The sequence below is a fragment of the Rossellomorea pakistanensis genome (assembly GCF_016908495.1).
Taxonomy (GTDB): Bacteria; Bacillota; Bacilli; order Bacillales; family Bacillaceae_B; genus Rossellomorea; species Rossellomorea pakistanensis.
In genome coordinates, this window is record NZ_JAFBDZ010000003.1 from 218297 (window position 1) to 239385 (window position 21089).

Genomic DNA, 21089 nt, shown 5'->3' on the forward strand with positions numbered 1-21089 from the left:
TTTCGTTAAAATTAGTACCAAGTCATAATAATAGATAATAATGATAAGAATAACGAACAGATTAAATTAAAGGTAGGGGATGCCAGTATGAACGCTGGAGTAATTGGAATTGGTCGTTATGTTCCCGAACATGTTGTTACAAACCATGATTTAGAGAAAAGAATGGATACATCAGATGAATGGATTCGAACAAGAACGGGTATTGAAGAGAGAAGAATTGCAAAGGATTTTGATACATCTGACTTGGCTTATGAGGCTGCAATGAGATCAATAGAAGATGCAAAAATCAAACCTGAAGAAATAGACCTTATCTTGGTTGCAACCGTGACACCTGATAAGCCATTTCCTTCTGTAGCAACGATGCTTCAGGATCGGTTGGGAGCTAATCGAGCTGCTGCGATGGATATAAGTGCGGCATGTGCAGGGTTTATGTATGGAATGGTAACAGCAAAACAGTTTATTGAAAGTGGTGCCTATAAGCATATCCTTGTTATTGGAGTAGAAAAACTATCTAAAATAACAGATTGGGAAGATCGTAATACAGCAGTACTATTTGGAGACGGTGCTGGTGCTGTTATTATGGGGCCTGTATCAGAGGGTAAAGGGATATTGGCATTTGAACTAGGTGCTGATGGATCTGGCGGAAAGCACTTGTACCAAGAACGAGGAAAATACATTTATATGAATGGTAGAGAAGTATTTAAATTTGCTGTTAGACAAATGGGTGAATCCGCTATTAATGTAATTGAAAAAGCAGGTTTAGTAAAAGAGGATGTCGATTTTCTCATCCCACACCAAGCAAATATTCGTATTATGGAATCCTCGAGGCAGCGCTTAGAGTTACCGGAAGAGAAAATGTCTAAAACCGTCCATAAGTATGGAAATACTTCTGCGGCATCTATTCCAATTTCACTTGTGGAAGAACTAGAAGCAGGAAAGATTAAAGATGGCGATACGATTGTAATGGTAGGTTTCGGTGGCGGCTTAACTTGGGGTGCCATTGTGTTAAAATGGGGACGTTAATATTTTAAGCAATCTTCTTGTAAAGTTAGAAAAGGAGAAGGATATTATGAATAAAAAAAGAGTAGTTGTTACAGGAATTGGAGCTGTGACTCCTTTAGGAAATGATGTTGATAGCACTTGGAAGAACATTTTAGCAGGAAAATCAGGAATCGGAGAGCTGACACGTTTAAATCCAGAAGAATATCCAGCAAAAGTGGCTGCTGAGTTAAAAGATTTTGATGCAGAACTTTTTATTGATCGTAAAGAAGCGAGAAAAATGGATCGTTTTACTCAATATGCTGTTGCATCATCATTAATGGCTGTGAAAGATGCTAACTTAGAAATTACAGATGAGAATGCTGATAGAGTTGGAGTATGGATAGGATCTGGAATAGGGGGCATGGAAACATTTGAGCAACAGTTTCAAACGTTCCTAAAAAGAGGATATCGAAGAGTCAGCCCATTCTTCGTACCTATGATGATCCCAGACATGGCTGCTGGTCAAGTATCGATTACATTGGGTGCAAGAGGGATGAATTCCTGTACAGTCACCGCTTGTGCAACAGGGACAAACTCGATTGGGGATGCTTTTAAAGTCATTCAACGCGGGGATGCTGATGTAATGGTTTCTGGAGGATCAGAAGCACCGATTACTCAAATGTCAATGGCTGGATTCTGTTCTAATACTGCTTTATCTACAAACCCCGATCCATCAAAGGCTTCAAGACCTTTTGATACAAATCGAGATGGTTTTGTTATGGGGGAAGGTGCAGGGATCATCATATTAGAGGAACTTGAACATGCACTTCAACGTGGTGCAAAAATTTACGCAGAAATCGTTGGGTACGGCTCCACAGGAGATGCCTATCATATTACGGCACCTGCCCCTGGTGGTGAGGGAGGAGCCCGTGCCATGAAGCTTGCCATTCAAGATGGAGAATTAAAACCACAAGATCTTGATTATATAAATGCACATGGCACGAGCACACCATACAATGATAAATATGAAACGATGGCTATTAAAGAAGTGTTTGGAGAGCATGCTTATAAGCTTGCTATCAGCTCAACGAAATCAATGACAGGACACTTACTTGGTGCAGCAGGTGGTGTGGAGGCAATCTTCTCTGTGCTTGCCATAAAAGACGGAATTTTACCGCCGACAATGAATCTAGAAACCCCAGATCCAGATTGTGACCTAGACTATGTGGCAAATGAAGCGCGAAAGCAAGAAATAAATGTTGCTATGAGTAATTCACTTGGCTTTGGTGGACATAATGCAACAATCGTATTTAAGAAATATCAATAATCTTTTTGATATGAAGCTGCATCTAACCCTGTAATAGGGGTGTTAGATGCAGCTTTTTTATTGTATTGGAAAAATGGTGATAGTTTTGAAATTAGGTAGTCCTAAACTAGCCCCAGTGCCCAGCCTCGGGAGTCTAAGTCAAGCCATGAAGGAAGGGGAAATGCACCCTTCCTTCATGGCTTGGTTTATGGTTGTCGGGGCTAAACGAGGCGATTACGTTTTTGTTCTTTTTGTTATCAACACTCTCCTTGCTTTCATATAGTTTAGAAAACGTATATTTAAGGAGAGGTCTCTGTGAGCGTTATGCCGACAGATAAATGGTTAGAGAAAGACTTTTTAAAACCATTAATTATACTTGAGAAAATAGGAGTTCCAGAGAATGAAAGGAAAGAATTTTATCGTTATTTACAATCTTATGGAATGTATCGGCCGCATGCTAATATTGAAGAACAAAATAACAAGTTAAAAAAGAAAAAAGCCTGGAATACAGTTCGACGATTCTATAAAAAATATAAAGGACTTTGGAAAGGTCCTTCTGTACCTATCTATATTTTTCCGATTCAAGGGAAGGCGAGCTTATTCGGTCATGGAATGAAGAAATCAGGAGTTTCATTTAAAGACCAGGTGTATTTATTCCTTTCAGCCGATACAGATGAAAAGGAATGGGAAGCATTATTTGTACATGAATACCATCATGCAACGAGAATGAATTTATTAAATAAAAACAATGATCAATATCACTTATTAGACGCCATCATATTTGAAGGATTAGCCGAACAGGCTGTAAAAGAATACTGTGGAGAAAAATATGTATCTAATTGGGCAAAACGATATTCACAGCATCAACTAGCTACCTTCTGGGAGAAGTATATAAAGAATCAAATATCCATTACAAGATCGGAATCAAAACATGATCAATTACTGTTAGGGAAAGGAATGTATCCGTCATTACTTGGATATGCAGTAGGCTATCATTTAATCGAATTATATAAAGAAGAAAATAAAGGGGACACGATGAAATGGTTGGCAAAGTCTTCATCGGAATTCCTGCCTAGCCAATATAGTTAGCCTCTTTTAACCAATCATATTTCCAGCCTTTATTCATATGATGATAGTAAATGGACGAGCTAGAGGGTGATAGCAGTCAATATATTAAAAATCTTGACGTTAAAGGCGGAAGGAATGATGTTTAGAGTCTTTATTTTGTTGATTGGATTTGGACTGGCCGTTTCGGGTGGAGTCAGCCTTATCATGTACTTAAATTTATTAACGACAGGAATGAATTATCAAGAATATTTTTCATTTATCTCAACTCGAGTAGAATGTTATTTGTTAATTGTTGGAATGATCTTTATAGCTGCATCCGTATATACACCAAAGAATCAGAAGCATCAATAGAATTCATAACATAAGTAAGGAATAAATTGACTTTTATCTGCCTATACTGAATGACAAATAGATTTGATGAAGCGAGGGGTCATTCATGCTATATCTTCATGATGTATGGGTAAATTGGTTTGAAGGTGAGGAAAACGGATATAATGTTTGTCATTTTCACGAATGGAGAAAAGATGATGTTATTGAGCTATTAGATCAAGCACCGTTATTGAAGGTAAGCTCAGACTTATATCATTACATCGAAAACGACCTGTCAGAACTTCCACAATCACTATTAAATGATGTTTATCAAAAAGCTTACTTGCGAAAAAACCATGAAAGAATTCAGATGGATTATTGCTTTATTGTAACGGATGGTATAGGGATTATGGTAGTTGACACGATAGGGTATTCAATCCCTATCCGAAAAAGCAGGTTGATTCCAAGACAGGAGCAGCTTGTTTATGAAATGGTGGAAGACCATGAAGCAATCCATTTTTCTGTTCCTTATGTAGAAAAAGGGGGTAAGGAACATCATATATTATCACCTAATCCTATGGTGATGAATGGTTTGACTAGACGAGAAAGACAATTAAAGCAATTATTATTTATGGCTCTGGACCAGTTAAATTCATCCAAGAATACAGCAGAAATAAGGTATTGGTACACAGAATGGTCACCAAGAGAATATGAAGCAATACAATCATTACCTTTTGAAGATGTATGGCAGAAACTATATGATGAAACAAAATTAGGCTGGTCGGACAAGCATTTAGTCCTTTGTGAACGACTCATTAAAGGACAGCCATTCTTTGAAAAATTATGGGAGCTTGAGCACCGTCCAAAAGTAAATTAATGAGAAAATCGATTCCTCATAAAAGGAATCGATTTTTTGTTTTTGAATAAGACGTTCACAGGAACTTTGTAATAGTGGGTTGGACATTTTTATATCACGATACATTCAGTTAACGAGCTTCCGTAAAAAAAGTGAATATTCCTTGTTGTAAGAATTTGGAATACAAGAACCGAAACCACAGTAGTTACATCATTTGTATTAATTTAACATAGTAAAGTAACTAAAAAATATACAATGATATAAATAAAAATAAATAATGAATTTATTAATATTATATTGTTATTATTTCCACAAACAAGAAAGCGTTCTCAAAGTAAATGGATTGTAAATATTGTAATAGTTTAATTTATATTATAAATACCAAAATACGTTGATATAACAGCGTTGTTATATAAATATGTTAATTATTCAAAAAAATTATTAAATTAATATTGCAATAATTTCTGTATGGGTTATAATAAAAAACGAATCTTCTGACAAGTCAGAAGATAAATAAATATGAAATATGAGGAGGTCAATTTCAAGATGAAGAAAAAATTATCATTCCTTCTGGTGCTTGTTTTAGCACTCAGTACTTTCCTGGCTGCTTGTGGCGGCAATGAAAAGTCATCAGAAGATAATTCTGGTGGCGATGGTGAGTCAACTGAAAAAACGAAGCAAGTACTAAATTTACTTGAAAGCGCTGAGATTCCTTCAATGGATTCTGCTCTAGCAACTGACGCTGTATCATTCAACGTAATGAACAACGTATTTGAAGGTCTTTATCGTTTAGATGAGAATGACAAAGCGGTTGAAGGTATGGTAGATGGAGAGCCAACAATCAGTGAAGACGGTAAAACTTGGACATTCAAAATTAAAGACGCTAAGTGGTCTAACGGGGACCCTGTAACAGCTAAAGATTTTGAATATGCTTGGAAAAAGGTTTTAAATCCTGATACTGCAGCAGAATATGGTTATATCATGTATGACCTCAAAAATGCTGCAAAAGTTCATGCAGGTGACTTACCTGTTGATCAACTTGGAGTTAAAGCCATTGATGATAAAACTCTTGAAGTACAATTAGAGACAAAAGTTCCTTACTTCAAAGAGTTACTTACTTTCGCAACATTCTACCCTCAAAATGAAGCATTTGTAACAGAACAAGGCGATCAATATGGCCTTGAAGCAAACACAATTCTTTACAATGGACCATTCGTTCTTTCTGAATGGAAACATGAGCAAAGCTTCCAGTTAAAGAAAAATCCAGATTATTGGGAGAAAGATGTAGTAAAGCTTGAAGAAGTCAACTTCAATATCGTTAAAGACACGGCAACAGGTGTAAATCTATATGAAACTGGTAAAGCGGATATTGCTGGTCTTTCAGCCGAATTTGTAGACCAATATAAAGAAGACGAAAACTTTAAAACACGTGCTGAAACATCTGTTTACTTCCTACGTTTAAACCAAGAGAACGAAGTGTTAGCTAATCTTGATGCACGTAAAGCGATTGACATGGCTTGGGACAAACAAGGTCTTGCGGATGTCTTACTGAATAACGGATCGATTCCAGCAAACTTCTTAGTACCTGGAGAATTCGTATCTAGTCCTGATGGAAACGATTTCCGTGAAACAAATGGTGACTTGGGTACCTATGATGTAGAAAAAGCGAAAGAGCATTGGACAAAAGCGAAAGAAGCTCTTGGAAAAGATAAAATTGAATTAGAACTATTAAACTATGATTCTGAAAGCTCTAGGAAAGTTGGAGAATACTTAAAAGAGCAACTTGAATCAAACCTAGAAGGATTATCTGTTAGTATTTCTCAACAGCCGTTTAAGCAAAAACTTGATTTAGAAACAAAAGGCGAATATGACTTTTCGTTTGCTGGGTGGGGCCCAGACTATCCGGATCCAATGACATTCGTTGATATGTTTGTGACAGATGGTTCACATAACCAAATGGGATATTCTAATCCTGAGTATGACAAACTGGTAGAGCAAGCAAAAACGACTTTACTTGACGATTTAGATGCTCGTTGGCAGGCATTATTGGATGCTGAGAAGATCTTATTTGAAGATCAAGCAATCAGTCCAATGTACCAAGCAGGTGTTGCCTATTTAGAGCAGCCATACGTCAAAGATCTTTATAGACATTCATTTGGAGCAGATAACAGCTACAAATGGGCATACATTGAAAAATAATTTTTCTGAAATATAAGGGGCTGTCCCGAAGCAAGGTATCTTAACCGCATCTCAGTATATAGAAGTAAACTTTTTAAATACTGAGAAACAATGTGGTTTCGGTACTTTGTGGGACAGTCCTTTTCCGATCTATTGTATAATTTACTTATACATTTTCTCCATTACCTCCGGTGAAATAAAAGTCTTTTTGCAAATGCTAGGGAGAATCTGAACAAAAAATTAGTATTAAAAAATTAGTATTAAAAAATTAATTTATAATGTGTAATGAAAAAGGTGAGAACTACTGATAGTAGCATCTCACCTTTTTTTGAACTCTTGATCATTCAAATGATCTCAAAAGAAATTATTTTTTCTTTCTCCCTAACCCTAGTGCCTTTTCCATTTTCTTCACCATTTTGTTTGCGACAAAATTGGCTTTCTCTGCTCCACGATCTAAAATATGATCTAATTCCTCAGAATTAATCAGTTCATAATAACGATCTTGGATGGGTTTGATGGTATCAACTACAACCTCGGCTAAATCACCTTTAAACTCTCCATAGCCTTTTCCTTCATATTTCTTTTCTAAATGATCAATAGTTTCTCCACTAAGAATCGAGTAAATCGATAGAAGGTTTGAAACACCAGGTTTGTTATCTTTATCATACTTTACAATACCATCTGAGTCGGTGACAGCACTTTTGATTTTTTTCTCAATTTGTTTTGGCTCATCGAGTAACGTAATAAAGGCTTTGCTGTTAGGATCCGACTTACTCATTTTTTTAGTAGGCTCCTGAAGTGACATCACACGGGCACCCACTTTAGCGATTCTGACATCAGGAATCGTAAAAATGTCATTATACTTCTTATTAAAACGTTCAGCTAAGTCTCGTGTTAGTTCGAGGTGCTGTTTTTGGTCCTCTCCGACAGGAACTAAATCTGTCTTATAAAGTAAAATATCTGCTGCCATTAACGGAGGATAGGTTAATAATCCAGCAGAAACAGCTTCCTTCCCTTCAGATTTATCTTTGAACTGGGTCATTCTTTCCAATTCGCCAATATAAGTAATACACTGTAGCATCCAGCCGGCCTGGGCGTGTGCTGGAACTTCTGACTGTATAAACAGTGTGGATTTCTCTGGATCAATCCCGCTAGCAAGATAAAGTGCAGCTAAGCTTTTAATATTTTTTCTTAATTGCTGCTTATCCTGCGCAACAGTGATCGCATGCTGATCGACAACACATAAAAAGCTATTGTACTCTTCTTGTAACTCTACAAATTGTTTCATGGCGCCAATATAATTTCCTAAAGTAATGGTTCCACTTGGTTGAATTCCACTAAAAATCGTTTTCATAAAAATTCTCCTTTATTATAAAATCCAAATAAAAAAACCATTCATCCCTTAAAATAGGGACGAATGGTTATATCCGCGGTACCACCCTAAGTGCTGAAAACAGCCACTTTGGTCCATGACTATGCATGGTGCCTAGTTAACGTAAGGCAAACGTCACAAGCTACTAATCGTTCACAAGTGATGCTCAAAAGTCCATTCCAATCAGGTAACTGTTTGTTTTCACCAACCACAAACTCTCTATTAAGTTACTGCTGAAAGTACTACTCTTTATCATAGCAAGAATATAGGATGAATTGATTATAATCAATTCCAGCTAACATATCAACTGTATAGTAAAAAAGATAAAAGAAAACCTGCAAAACAATAAAATCCACCGATAATAAGTAAAGGCTTTTTGCTATTAAACCGCCTTTCTTTATTGTACTCTTCATGGATTTCTTTTGTATCATCAAGATCGTCGAAGTTTGAAACATATTTTCCCTTTGCTGTACTTTTTCTAAGTTTCTTAAAAGAGTAGATAATTCCATTAAAGAAACCAGCTTCTGTTACAAATAGAAGAGCTCCTACCAAAAGATAAACCATTCCTATAGTAAAGAATGAATTAATAAAATGGATGAAAAAAGATCCATTTTGGAAAAAAGCATAAACAAGAGATATTACTAAATTAAGTATAGAAATTACGATAGAAAAACTTAAAGCTTTAGACATGTATTCACCATCTAATATTTTTAATTTAAATTATAACTGAAAGTGAAAAAAGATTTCAAGTTGAATGAAAATTCATTAATAAATATTAACAACCAGGTTATGTTTGATCTTAATGTAGTATTCAGAAAAACAAACTTCCTTTTATAGTGGACATAACAATGAAGCACTAATATAGGATTTAGTTTTTCATAATAAACAATTTAATAATTATACTAAAATATTAATAAAGATAAGTTTGACCATACACATTAACTAATTATTTTTACTCGTTTAATTGGGGGAATATTCATAATAAAAGAGGTTTGTAAACTTTGTAATAATGTAAAATCATAAATAAACACTCTAAGACTATTGATATAGCAATATTGTTATATGAATATGTCAATTTTGCAAAAAAACTGTTAAATTAATATTGCAATAATTTTTCTATCGGTTATAATGGGTAACGAATCTTCTGACAAGTCGGAAGATAAATAAATATAAAATTTGAGGAGGTCAAATTCAAGATGAAGAAAAAGTTATCATTCCTTCTAGTGCTTGTTTTGGCACTGAGTACTTTCCTAGCTGCTTGTGGCGGTAACGAATCTTCTGATGAAGGCAATTCTGGTGAGTCTGGAAAAGATAAGCAAGTTCTTAACCTTATAGAAAGCTCTGAAATCCCTTCAATGGATTCAGCTCTAGCGACTGATGAAGTATCATTTGACACAATGAACAACGTATTCGAAGGTCTTTATCGTTTAGATGATAACGATAAAGCCGTTGAAGGTATGGTTGAAGGTGAGCCGACAATCAGTGAAGACGGTAAAACTTGGACATTTAAAATCAAAGACGCTAAGTGGTCTAATGGGGATCCTGTAACTGCTCATGATTTTGAATATGCATGGAAAAGAGTTTTAACTCCTGATACAGCTGCTGAGTATGGGTACATTATGTACGATCTCAAAAATGCAGAAAAAGTTCATAATGGAGAATTACCGGTTGATCAACTAGGAGTTAAAGCTATTGACGATAAAACTCTCGAAGTACAATTAGAAACAAAAGTTCCATACTTTAAAGAGCTGCTTACTTTTGCGACATTCTACCCACGTAATGAAGCATTTATTAAAGAGCAAGGGGATCAATACGCTCTTGAAGCAGATACAATTCTTTACAATGGTCCATTTGTCCTTTCTGAATGGAAACATGAGCAAAGCTACCAACTAAAGAAAAATCCTGATTATTGGGATAAAGATGTAGTGAAGCTTGAAGAAATCAACTTCAATATTGTGAAAGACACAGCTACAGGTGTTAACCTTTATGAAACTGGTAAAGCTGACATTGCTGGTCTTTCTGCTGAATTTGTTGATCAATATAAAGAAGATGAAAACTTTAAAACACGTCCAAATACATCTGTTTTCTTCTTGCGTTTGAACCAAGAAAACGAAGTAATGGCAAATCTTGATGCACGTAAAGCGATTGATATGGCTTGGGACAAGCAAGGTCTAGTTGATGTTCTACTGAACAACGGATCAGTCCCTGCAAACTACCTTGTACCTGGTGAATTCGTTTCTGGTCCTGATGGAAAAGATTTCCGCGAAACAAATGGTGACCTTGGAAGTTATGATGTCGAAAAAGCGAAAGACCATTGGGAAAAAGCGAAAAAAGCTCTTGGAAAAGACAAAATCGAGCTTGAGCTATTAAACTATGATTCTGAAAATTCAAGAAAAGTTGGAGAATATTTAAAAGAACAACTTGAGTCAAGCCTTGAAGGGTTAACTCTTACGATTTCTCAACAACCATTTAAACAAAAGCTTGATTTAGAAACAAAAGGTCAATATGATATCTCATTTGCTGGATGGGGTCCTGACTATCCAGATCCAATGACATTCATTGACATGTTTATTACAGATGGTTCCCATAACCAAATGGGCTATTCTAACCCCGAGTATGACAAACTTGTTGAGCAGGCAAACACTACTCTCCTTGATGATTTAGATGCTCGTTGGCAAGCATTATTAGAAGCTGAAAAGATTTTATTTGAAGATCAAGCAATCAGCCCAATGTATCAAGAAGGTATTGCTTATTTAGAAAAGCCTTATGTAAAAGATGTTTACAGACATTCATTTGGAGCTGGTAAGAGTTACAAATGGACGTACATTGAGAATAAATAATACTCAATGACACAAACCTTCTTTTGGAGAGTGTATGCATCGGCATATACTCTCCTTTTTCCCTGATAGTCGAAAATTGTCAAAATACAAAAAATAGATTGAAAATTCGTCGAAATGAGATATAATTACAGAGTGTAATTAAAAATAGAAAAGGGGGGCTAAAGAGTGATCAAATATACAATACAACGAATCATTTATATGCTTATAACACTGATAATTATTGCTTCAGCTACATTCTTTCTAATGAAGCTCCTTCCAGGGTCACCGCTTGCAAACCAAGAAAAGCTTTCGCCGGAACAACAAGAATTGATTCTCGATAAGTATGGTTTGAATGATCCTCTTCCAGTTCAATATGTAACCTACTTGACAAACTTAGCACAAGGAGACTTAGGTTTGTCCTTCCATTACGATAACCGCCCAGTATCAAGTATTATTGGCGATCGTATTGGTCCTTCCGCACAATTAGGCTTCCAAGCAATTGTTTTAGGAACGATTGTCGGTATTCTTTTAGGAATCGCTGCTGCTTTAAAACATAACTCATGGGTTGATTATGGATCGACTGTATTCGCAGTATTAGGAATATCGGTACCATCGTTTGTATTCGCAGGATTATTACAGTATTACGTAGGGGTGAAGCTAGAATGGCTACCTGTTGCCTTATGGGGTGAATTCAAGCACACCATTTTACCTACGCTGGCTTTAACAGTTGGAGTAATAGCCACTATTGCTCGTTTTATGAGAACAGAGATGTTAGAGGTTTTAGGATCTGACTATATTCTATTAGCGAGAGCAAAAGGAATTACTCAGGTTGGTACAGTATTTAAACATGGAGTTCGAAATGCCTTGATTCCGGTTGTTACAATTTTAGGACCTATGACTGTAGGGATTATGACAGGGTCGCTTGTTATTGAACAAATCTTTGCAGTACCTGGACTTGGCTTACAATTCGTACAATCAATCAATACGAATGACTATCCTATTATTATGGGGGTAACATTATTCTTTAGTGCACTCTTCATAGGTGTAATATTTTTAGTGGATATTTTATATGGAATTATTGATCCTCGTATCCGCTTGGCTGGAGGGAAGAAATAATGGCATCGAACAACAAGGAATATCTTAATAATATAAGCCCAGAACAATTCCAGCCCGTTCAAATTCAAGATGGGGATGCTGAGAAAATTTCACGTCCGTCCTTGAGTTTTTGGAAGGATGCAATGCGTAGACTTTTCAAAAATAAAGGAGCGGTTGTAGGATTAATCTTAATTATCATTGTTACTTTTATGGCAATATTTGGTCCATATATGAATAATTTTAATTTCCATGAACAAAACATTCGTCATGCTAAATTGCCCCCGAAAGTGGAGGCGCTTTCAGGAATTAGCTGGCTGCCATTTGATGGTGTTGATGAAAATGGAATGGATGTATACGAAGCGAGAAATGTTGAAGAAGCTTATTGGTTTGGAACAGATTCACTAGGACGTGACCTTTGGACTAGGACATGGCAAGGTACACGTATCTCCCTTTATATCGGGGTACTTGCCGCAACAATTGACTTAATTATAGGGATAGCCTACGGTGGAGTTTCTGGATTCTACGGGGGCAGAGTCGATAACCTGATGCAGCGTATCATTGAAATTCTTGTAGGGATACCAAACTTAATTGTTGTCATCCTATTTATTCTTCTCTTTGAACCAGGGTTATTTACAATTACGATGGCAATGGTTATTACCGGCTGGGTCGGAATGGCCCGGATTGTCCGTGGCCAGATATTACAGTTGAAGAACCAAGAGTTTGTGCTGGCTTCCCGTACATTGGGAGCAACAAATAACCGCCTTATCTGGAAACATTTACTACCAAATGTTATGGGCCCTGTTATCATTACGACAATGTTTACTGTGCCAAGCGCAATCTTTACAGAAGCATTCCTAAGCTTTATTGGATTAGGGATTGCACCACCGCAAGCTTCATTGGGTTCATTGGTTAATGATGGGTACAAATCAATCCAGTCATACCCACATATGATGTTAATACCGTCTGCCGTTATATCTGTTCTTATCTTGAGCTTTAACTTAATGGCCGATGGATTACGTGATGCACTTGATCCGAAAATGCGTAAATAATGGGGGGAGAAAAAATGAATAGATTACTAGATGTAAAAGATTTGCATGTCTCCTTCAAAACGTATGGAGGAGAAGTAAGTGCAGTACGTGGGGTAGAATTCCATCTTGATAAAGGAGAGACGCTTGCGATTGTAGGTGAGTCAGGTTCTGGTAAATCAGTTACCACCAAAGCGGTAATGAGATTGATTCCAAACCCTCCAGGGTATATAAAGCATGGAGAAATCCTTTTTGATGGAAAGGACTTGGCGAAGCTTTCTGAAAAAGAAATGCAAAAGATTCGCGGGAAAGACATCTCAATGATTTTCCAGGATCCCATGACATCTCTAAATCCAACTATGACGATTGGTAAGCAAATTATGGAGCCGCTTTTAAAGCATCAAAAGTTAAGTAAAGCAGATGCTAAAAAACGTGCCATTGAACTTTTAAAACTCGTTGGACTGCCTAGTCCGGAAACACGCTTTAAACAATACCCGCATCAATTCTCTGGTGGACAGAGACAACGTGTTGTAGTTGCCATAGCGCTTGCATGTAATCCAAAGATTTTGATTGCAGATGAGCCGACAACAGCACTTGATGTTACGATTCAAGCTCAAATTCTAGAATTGATGAAGGATTTACAGAATAAAATTGAGACTTCTATTATATTTATCACTCATGACCTTGGAGTTGTAGCGAATGTAGCGGATCGTGTTGCTGTAATGTATGGTGGTCAAATTGTAGAAAGTGGAACAGTCGATGAAATTTTCTATGACCCAAGACATCCCTATACATGGGGCTTATTGTCTTCGATGCCAACATTAGATACAGATACTGGTCAACAGTTGACAGCGATACCAGGTACACCACCAGACCTAATGAATCCTCCAAAAGGGGACGCATTTGCGTTACGAAGTGAGTATGCGTTAAAAATTGATTTTGAAGAGCAGCCGCCAACTTACAAAATTTCAGATACCCATTTTGTTCGTACATGGTTACTGCACCCGAATGCACCTAAGGTTGAGCCTCCTGAGGCAGTAAAGCTAAGACAACGTAAGATGCCTTCTAACTATGAAGAGCCTGTACTAATTGAGGAGGTTCACGCATAATGGCAGAAAAGTTATTAGAAATTAAGAACCTTAAACAATACTTTAACCCAGGAAAGCCTAATATGGTAAAAGCAGTCGATGATGTTTCTTTTGACATTTATAGAGGTGAAACTCTTGGATTAGTTGGGGAGTCTGGTTGTGGGAAATCTACAACTGGACGTACAATTATTCGGCTTTACGATGCAACAGATGGGAAGGTATTATTTGAAGGTGAAAATGTCCATGGACGTAAATCTCGTAAAGAACTGAAGAAATTCAATCGTAAAATGCAAATGATTTTCCAAGATCCTTATGCATCTCTTAATCCTCGTATGACGGTTAAAGATATTATTGCAGAAGGAATTGACATTCATAATCTTTCTTCATCTGAGCAGGAACGTACAGATAAAGTTCATGAACTTCTCGAAACAGTAGGTCTAAATAAAGATCATGCGAACCGTTATCCACATGAATTCTCTGGTGGACAAAGACAGCGTATCGGAATTGCACGTGCTCTTGCGGTTGATCCTGATTTTATTATTGCGGATGAACCTATTTCAGCACTTGACGTGTCCATCCAGGCACAGGTTGTAAACTTAATGAAAGACCTTCAAAAGGAAAAAGGTCTGACTTACCTATTTATTGCCCATGATTTATCAATGGTCAAATATATTAGTGATCGAATAGGGGTTATGTATTTTGGTAAATTAGTGGAGCTTGCACCTAGTGATGCTCTATATAAAAATCCATTACACCCTTACACTCAATCTCTTCTGTCGGCGATTCCACTACCAGATCCAGAATATGAGCGCGCACGTAGAAGAAAAGAGTACGATCCAGCTGTTCATAACTATAATGATACAGATGATTTACAAATGCGTGAAGTGTCTCCGGGTCATTTTGTTTATTGTTCAGAAAAAGAATTCAAACAATATCAGGCGCAATATAAAAATTAAGAGGAAAAAACGATCTCATTATGAGGTCGTTTTTCTTCTGTAAACAGATGAGCTGCATATACTAAAGTATATGGTTGATTTCCCTGGAAATTTCGACAAATAAGGAGAATTTTCTCTTTTCTTTCTAGTTATTTCCTTGTTATGATAGAAGTAGTTTTGTAGATAGATATATTGATTGAGGAGAGGTTATATTGAACTGGAAGAAAATCATTGCTGCTTTAAGTGTATCTGCCTTGTGCGTAATTCCATTTCAATCTGTCGCTGCAGATGAAAGTTCAAAATCATTAACTAATCACATGAAGAGAGAAACAGCGTTGGAATTAAAGAGTATTCCTGATCAAGTTTCACGTTTTACTTATGATTCAGGTTTGAATTTTGAATATCCGGATGCTGTAAGAGGAATTTATGTGACTGGGCACTCTGCAGGTGGAAGTCGATTTGAGGATCTTATTCATTTAATTGATCAGACAGATTTAAATGCTATGGTCATTGATATTAAAGATGATTGGGGCAATGTTACATATCAACACAAAGATTCAAAATTTAACGGTATTGGAAAATCTTATATTAAAGATCCAAGAGCAGTGTTAAAAAAATTAGAAGAAAAGCAAATTTATCCAATAGCAAGAATTGTTGTTTTTAAAGATTCGGTGCTTGCAAACAAACAGCCAGAGTTAACCTTTAAAGATGGTAATTCCATCTGGAAAAATGGACGCGGAGAATCATTTGTGAACCCGTTTATGAAGGAAGTTTGGGATTATAACGTTAATATTGCGATCGAAGCTGCTAAATTAGGCTTTAAAGAAATACAGTTTGATTATGTACGTTTCCCTGAAGGATTTGAAAAAAGGGATGACGAATTAACTTATGGGCATGGTGAATACACTGATAAAAATGTTGATAATGTTCAGAAGCGTGTTCATGCTGTAACAGACTTTGTTGAGTATGCAAGTGAGAAATTGGAACCATATGGTGTGGAGGTTTCAGTTGACATATTTGGCTATACTGCAACTCTTCCAGAAGCACCAGGTATTGGCCAAAACTTCTCGAAAATTTCTGAGCATGTAGATGTTATTTCTTCAATGATTTATCCTAGTCATTGGACATCGTATTTTGGTATTGCAAAGCCAGATCTAGAACCATATAAACTAATTTCAGAATATGCAAAGCTTGAAAATAAAAAACTAGCTGAACTTGAGGATCCCCCAACTTCAAGACCATGGTTACAGGATTTTACTGCATCATGGTTAGGAGCTGGAAATTATAAGGTTTACGGAAAATCTGAGATCGAGGCTCAAATAAAGGCATTACAAGACAATGGGATTGAAGAGTATCTACTTTGGAATGCAGGAAACAGTTATACTAAAGGTGTAGACTTTACACCTTAACAATAAAGAGGCTGTCCCATAAGGGTCCGGAACCAATGATTGTTGATATATAGAGGAAGTCTTGTGGCTTTCTTCTATATATTGAAGTTGTGGTTCCTGACACCTTGGTTTTGGGAAAGCCTCTTCTTTTGATTTTCTATAAATGAAACGTATGATCATTTGACAAATTTTCAGAATACGTTAAGATTATAATGTAAACAAATACCGCTTGACATCCACTTATTTCCACTTATTTGTTTTATCCCTTTAAAACCTATAAGCACTTTTCCATTTTTTATTCACAATTGAGAAGGTGCCAATCAGTATTATTGCTATCATAATTTAATTTTCATAATTGTTAAGGACTTGGCTAAAAATAATGATAACAACCTTCTTTGATTGTAAAAAACATAAAAGGAGTAGATCCATGCATTGGTATGAAAAACTAAATCAATATTTCCCGGTAGAAGAAATGAAATCGAAAGAGCACATGGAAACATTATTAAAAGAGAGAAGCGATATTTATCGTAAAGATGAAGGTAAGCATCATATTTTAATGTATGTAGAGTTAGATGATTTTACCTTTATTGATTACTTATTCGTTTCTAAGGATGCCAGAGGCCAAGGTTTAGGTCATAAGTTAATACAGAAATTAAAAGATAAGAATAAACCTATTATATTGGAAGTAGAGCCCGTTGATTATGATGATTCAGACACTGAGAAACGTTTACGTTTCTACAAGCGTGAAGGCTTTGAACATGCAAAAAGTATCGGCTATAAACGACGCTCTCTTGCTACAAATGAAGTGAACCCAATGGAAATATTATATTGGGCACCAAATGATGAGTCAGAAGAGCTTGTATATGAGAGTATGAAAAAAACTTATGAAATGATTCATACTTATAAAGATGAAGAATTTTATGGTGAATCCTACCAACCTGTAGAAGAAGTACTGACAATGGAAGTAAGTGCAGAAGATGATGTTTTAAAGAATATTTAAAGCTCAAACCTTTTGAAGCCTTATTGTGTCAATTCGCAATAAGGTTTCTCTAAATGAAAATATTTAGTTCATTATAATAGGTTTAGATCCTTAGATATCGGGTATATAAAAAGTAGATGAAGTATAAAAGTGTAAGTAAATCTTCTGTATAAGAATTGTGACAATTTGATTAAAACTATATCCAATGTTTTATAATTCATGTATAATACATAATAGAGATTTCTTCTTTAAACTAATTATAATCTGAACATTAATTTTGTTTAAAAGAAATTCACTCTAATGAACAATTTATTCCTATTCTTATATAAGGGAGTGTGAATGAGTTATGGTAACATTGTTCACTTCACCTAGTTGTACATCTTGCCGAAAGGCGAAAGCGTGGTTAGAAGAACATGACATTCCATATACAGAACGTAATGTTTTTTCAGAACCTTTAAGCATTGATGAAATCAAGGAAATCTTACGTATGACGGAAGATGGAACAGATGAGATTATATCAACACGTTCTAAAACTTTCCAAAAGTTAAATGTAGACTTAGATAATTTACCTTTACAAGATCTTTTCGAGCTTATTCAACAAAATCCAGGTCTTTTACGTAGACCAATTATTATGGATGAAAAAAGATTACAAGTTGGATATAACGAAGATGAAATCCGTCGCTTTTTACCAAGGAAAGTTCGTACTTTTCAGCTTCTTGAAGCACAGCGTATGGTAAACTAATGATTTCTTAGGAGCTGTCCCATAAGGGGTCGGGAACCACTGTGATTGTCCGTATATAGAAGAGGACTTGAGGGTTTATTCTATATATGGAAGTTATGGTTCCTGACATCTTAGTCGGGGCAGCTCCTTTTTTTGAATTGTGCTTTTTCTTCTATTACTTTTCAAGTACTTTTTATTGAGATAAAACAAATTAATAGAGCAGTCGTTTTTATATTTTTGAAGGAGATTTATGGTAAGAGGCGAACTAATTATAATAAGAACACACTACACGCTTGAATTTTGTGAAAATATTCGCTAAAATGACCAAAACAGGAATAAATAATAGACTAAACCAATTAAAAAATGGGTAATCATTTTAATTCCATTTCATGTCTATTTATCATAAAATAGAAGTACAAGGCATATACTAACAAACGAACTTTTATCTTTTTCACCAGCAATTCAGAGCACTGCTCGGGGGTGTATTCCCTTCACAAACTACGTACAGAAGGGAGAGGTGTATGATGGAAATCGAACGTATTAATGATAATACTGTAAAGTTTTACATTTCTTATGGAGATATAGAAGATCGCGGATTTGACCGTGAGGAAATCTGGTATAATCGAGAGCGAAGTGAAGAACTATTTTGGGAAATGATGGATGAAGTTCATCAGGAAGAAGACTTCACGATTGAGGGACCGTTATGGATACAAGTGCAAGCACTTGATAAAGGCTTAGAAGTTTTAGTGACCCGGGCTCAAGTATCAAAAGATGGTCAGAAATTTGAACTTCCCATTCCTGAGGATAAATTAAAAGACTTGCCGGTAGATGAGAAAATTGAGGAATTCCTTGATGAGCACTTTCAAATCAAACAAGATCAAGAAGATGAGGATGGAGCGTTAGAGTTCACCATTAAATTTAAAGACTTTGAAGATGTAATCTCTTTGTCTAAACAAATCTCTTCTTTATCTTATGAACATATGATGAGTAAGTTATTTTCATATAATAACACCTATTATATTTATGTAGAGTTCTCAGATGAGCATTTTGAAGAGGAAGATGTCGACAACTTGTTAAGTATCATGCTTGAGTATGGAGATGAAACACCGATTACTGTACACCGTCTTCAGGAGTATGGAAATAAGATATTAGATGAAAACGTATTTTTAACGATAGAAAATCATTTTGCTTAAGAGAGTTGAGGGTGACCCGAAACAAAGAGTCCAGCACCCGTTCATTATATTGAACGGGTTTCTTGACCTTTTCTGGGTCACCCTTTCTAGGTAACCAGCCTTTTACTATGCCTGCGGTTGGCGGGGGTAGCGATAATGCTTTTCATCGAATGATCAAGCGCTTTTCTAGTAACGTCTTTTTGAATAGATTTTTGGAAGGTGCGAGCGAATGAAGAATACTGTTAGAGTTCTTATATTTTTAACGATTATTTTTCTCCTCTATACATTTTATTTAGACACCTACATAGATGGGTTTATTTTTAAATACGTAAGTATTCTCTTAACTCTGACCGTCATTGTTATTGGGTTTGTGATTTTTTTTGAAAATCGACATCCAACTCAAACCCTAACATGGTTAGTCGTTTTAGGAGCCTTCCCGATTTTTGGATTTATCTTCTATCTTTTGTTTGGGAGAAATTACCGTAAAGAGAGAATGTTCCGGAAGAAATATATTCTGGATAAGGAATCATATACAAAATATGAACCATCTACCAAGAATGTTGATGAAAATGATGTAAGACTAAGTCTTTCTCAAGATAAACATATTCGGCTTGCAAAAAAGCTTAGTAATAGTGCCATTTCTTTTTCATCAGAAACGGAAGTATTGGCGAATGGAGAAGAAACATTTTCTCGAATCAAAGAACAGATAAAAAGAGCCAAGCATCACATTCATTTAGAATATTATATAGTGAGACATGATGAATTAGGAAATGAAATTAAGGATCTTTTAATAGATAGGGCAAATCACGGTGTTAAAATTCGATTTCTATACGATGCAGTAGGTTCTTGGCAGTTATCCAAAAAATATATTATCGAATTAAAAGAAGCCGGGATTGAAATGATTCCTTTTGGTCCAGTTAAAATTCCTGTTCTAAATAATAAATTTAATTTCAGAAACCACAGAAAGATTATTGTCATTGATGGTAGTATTGGGTTTGTTGGTGGATTGAATATTGGCGATGAATATTTAGGGAAGAATGAACATTTTGGTTTTTGGAGAGACACTCATTTAATGGTTAAAGGTGAGGCTGTACGTACACTTCAATTAATATTTCTTCAGGACTGGTTTTATATGACTAATGATAGTTTCTTGACACCAGGATATTTAAGCCCAGAGCCAATTCAGGGGCAAAGTATTGGTGGTGTTCAAATGATCGCCGGAGGGCCTGACAATGAATGGAGCGTTCTTAAAAACCTTTTTTTCTCACTAATTACTTCAGCGAAAAAGAGTGTCTGGATAGCTTCTCCTTACTTTATTCCAGACGAAGATATTTTTTCAAGCTTGAAAATTGCTGCATTAAGTGGTCTCGATGTTCGTTTACTCGTTCCTCACCGCCCGGATAAACGGGTTGTATTTCATGCTTCAAGATCTTATTTTCCAGAATTATTAGAGGCTGGGGCCAGAATCTTTGAATATGAAAAAGGATTTATGCATAGTAAGATTTTAATAGTAGATGAAGAGTTTGCATCGATGGGTACGTCAAACATGGATATGAGGAGCTTTCATTTGAATTTTGAGGTGAATGCTTTTCTATATAAAACGAAAAGTACTCAATCATTAGTTAACGAGTACGAGAATGATATGAAGAATTCGAGAGAAATTACCCTTGAACAATTCAATAAACGTCATTTTGGTTATCGTATCATTGAATCGACCGCAAGACTTTTATCTCCCTTATTATAGTAGAAGTGGCACCATAAATTTAGGTGCCACTTTAAAATTTTAAAGGATTTTTT

At 35.8% G+C, this 21089-nt stretch carries 18 protein-coding genes and 1 other annotated feature; of the genes, 16 read left to right on the forward strand and 2 right to left on the reverse strand.

Annotated elements, in window-relative coordinates:
- Positions 1-87 precede the first annotated feature (87 nt).
- The 6 genes from JOC86_RS14980 to JOC86_RS15005 all read left to right on the forward strand — a co-directional run bounded on the left by JOC86_RS14980 (position 88) and on the right by JOC86_RS15005 (position 6719).
- Positions 88-1023 carry a beta-ketoacyl-ACP synthase III gene (locus JOC86_RS14980; RefSeq protein ID WP_205173728.1) on the forward strand — a complete coding sequence of 312 codons (936 nt, stop codon included), beginning with the start codon at positions 88-90 and terminating at the stop codon, positions 1021-1023.
- Between the two features lie 46 nt (positions 1024-1069).
- Positions 1070-2308, forward strand: a complete 1239-nt coding sequence (fabF, locus tag JOC86_RS14985; RefSeq protein ID WP_205173729.1) for a beta-ketoacyl-ACP synthase II — start codon at positions 1070-1072, stop codon at positions 2306-2308.
- A 303-nt stretch (positions 2309-2611) separates the two neighbouring features.
- The gene (locus tag JOC86_RS14990; protein ID WP_239587663.1) at positions 2612-3376 is read left to right on the forward strand and encodes a DUF2268 domain-containing putative Zn-dependent protease; all 765 of its coding nucleotides are present in this window, start codon (positions 2612-2614) and stop codon (positions 3374-3376) included.
- Positions 3377-3469: 93 nt separating this feature from the next.
- Entirely contained in the window at positions 3470-3706 is a 237-nt protein-coding gene (locus JOC86_RS14995; protein WP_338021765.1) for a YuzI family membrane protein, read from the forward strand.
- Positions 3707-3791: 85 nt separating this feature from the next.
- Positions 3792-4541 carry a YjbA family protein gene (locus JOC86_RS15000; protein WP_205173731.1) on the forward strand — a complete coding sequence of 250 codons (750 nt, stop codon included), beginning with the start codon at positions 3792-3794 and terminating at the stop codon, positions 4539-4541.
- Positions 4542-5066: 525 nt separating this feature from the next.
- Positions 5067-6719: a peptide ABC transporter substrate-binding protein gene (locus JOC86_RS15005; RefSeq protein ID WP_205173732.1), complete on the forward strand. Its 1653-nt coding sequence runs from the start codon at positions 5067-5069 to the stop codon at positions 6717-6719.
- Positions 6720-7062: 343 nt separating this feature from the next.
- On the opposite strand, the gene trpS is transcribed toward JOC86_RS15005, so the two are convergent.
- Positions 7063-8052, reverse strand: a complete 990-nt coding sequence (gene trpS / locus JOC86_RS15010; RefSeq protein ID WP_205173733.1) for a tryptophan--tRNA ligase — start codon at positions 8050-8052, stop codon at positions 7063-7065.
- 52 nt (positions 8053-8104) lie between these two features.
- Positions 8105-8335: a binding site (T-box leader), on the reverse strand.
- Positions 8336-8373: 38 nt separating this feature from the next.
- On the reverse strand, positions 8374-8760 hold the full coding sequence (locus JOC86_RS15015) for a DUF3899 domain-containing protein (RefSeq protein ID WP_205173734.1): 387 nt from the start codon (positions 8758-8760) through the stop codon (positions 8374-8376).
- A 506-nt stretch (positions 8761-9266) separates the two neighbouring features.
- Between JOC86_RS15015 and JOC86_RS15020 the strand changes: the two genes are divergently transcribed.
- From JOC86_RS15020 to cls, 10 genes are all read left to right on the forward strand, one after another.
- Positions 9267-10910 carry a peptide ABC transporter substrate-binding protein gene (locus JOC86_RS15020; protein ID WP_205173735.1) on the forward strand — a complete coding sequence of 548 codons (1644 nt, stop codon included), beginning with the start codon at positions 9267-9269 and terminating at the stop codon, positions 10908-10910.
- A gap of 165 nt (positions 10911-11075) precedes the next feature.
- A complete protein-coding gene (gene opp3b / locus JOC86_RS15025) occupies positions 11076-12005 on the forward strand; it encodes an oligopeptide ABC transporter permease (RefSeq protein ID WP_205173736.1) in 930 nt (309 codons plus the stop codon).
- Positions 12005-13033 (forward strand): oligopeptide ABC transporter permease, encoded by a 1029-nt coding sequence (gene opp3C / locus JOC86_RS15030; protein WP_205173737.1) that lies wholly within the window; start codon positions 12005-12007, stop codon positions 13031-13033. The genes opp3b and opp3C overlap by 1 nt, the downstream gene beginning before the upstream one ends.
- Positions 13034-13047: 14 nt before the next feature.
- Positions 13048-14118, forward strand: a complete 1071-nt coding sequence (locus JOC86_RS15035) for an ABC transporter ATP-binding protein (protein WP_205173738.1) — start codon at positions 13048-13050, stop codon at positions 14116-14118.
- Positions 14118-15053 carry an ABC transporter ATP-binding protein gene (locus JOC86_RS15040; RefSeq protein WP_205173739.1) on the forward strand — a complete coding sequence of 312 codons (936 nt, stop codon included), beginning with the start codon at positions 14118-14120 and terminating at the stop codon, positions 15051-15053. The genes JOC86_RS15035 and JOC86_RS15040 overlap by 1 nt, the downstream gene beginning before the upstream one ends.
- A 191-nt stretch (positions 15054-15244) precedes the next feature.
- Positions 15245-16441, forward strand: a complete 1197-nt coding sequence (locus tag JOC86_RS15045; RefSeq protein ID WP_239587629.1) for a putative glycoside hydrolase — start codon at positions 15245-15247, stop codon at positions 16439-16441.
- Between the two features lie 406 nt (positions 16442-16847).
- Positions 16848-17420 carry a GNAT family N-acetyltransferase gene (locus tag JOC86_RS15050; protein ID WP_205173740.1) on the forward strand — a complete coding sequence of 191 codons (573 nt, stop codon included), beginning with the start codon at positions 16848-16850 and terminating at the stop codon, positions 17418-17420.
- A 325-nt stretch (positions 17421-17745) separates the two neighbouring features.
- Entirely contained in the window at positions 17746-18141 is a 396-nt protein-coding gene (spxA, locus tag JOC86_RS15055) for a transcriptional regulator SpxA (protein ID WP_205173741.1), read from the forward strand.
- A gap of 503 nt (positions 18142-18644) precedes the next feature.
- On the forward strand, positions 18645-19313 hold the full coding sequence (mecA, locus tag JOC86_RS15060) for an adaptor protein MecA (protein ID WP_205173742.1): 669 nt from the start codon (positions 18645-18647) through the stop codon (positions 19311-19313).
- Between the two features lie 208 nt (positions 19314-19521).
- Positions 19522-21036 (forward strand): cardiolipin synthase, encoded by a 1515-nt coding sequence (gene cls / locus JOC86_RS15065; protein WP_205173743.1) that lies wholly within the window; start codon positions 19522-19524, stop codon positions 21034-21036.
- Positions 21037-21089: the final 53 nt, after the last annotated feature.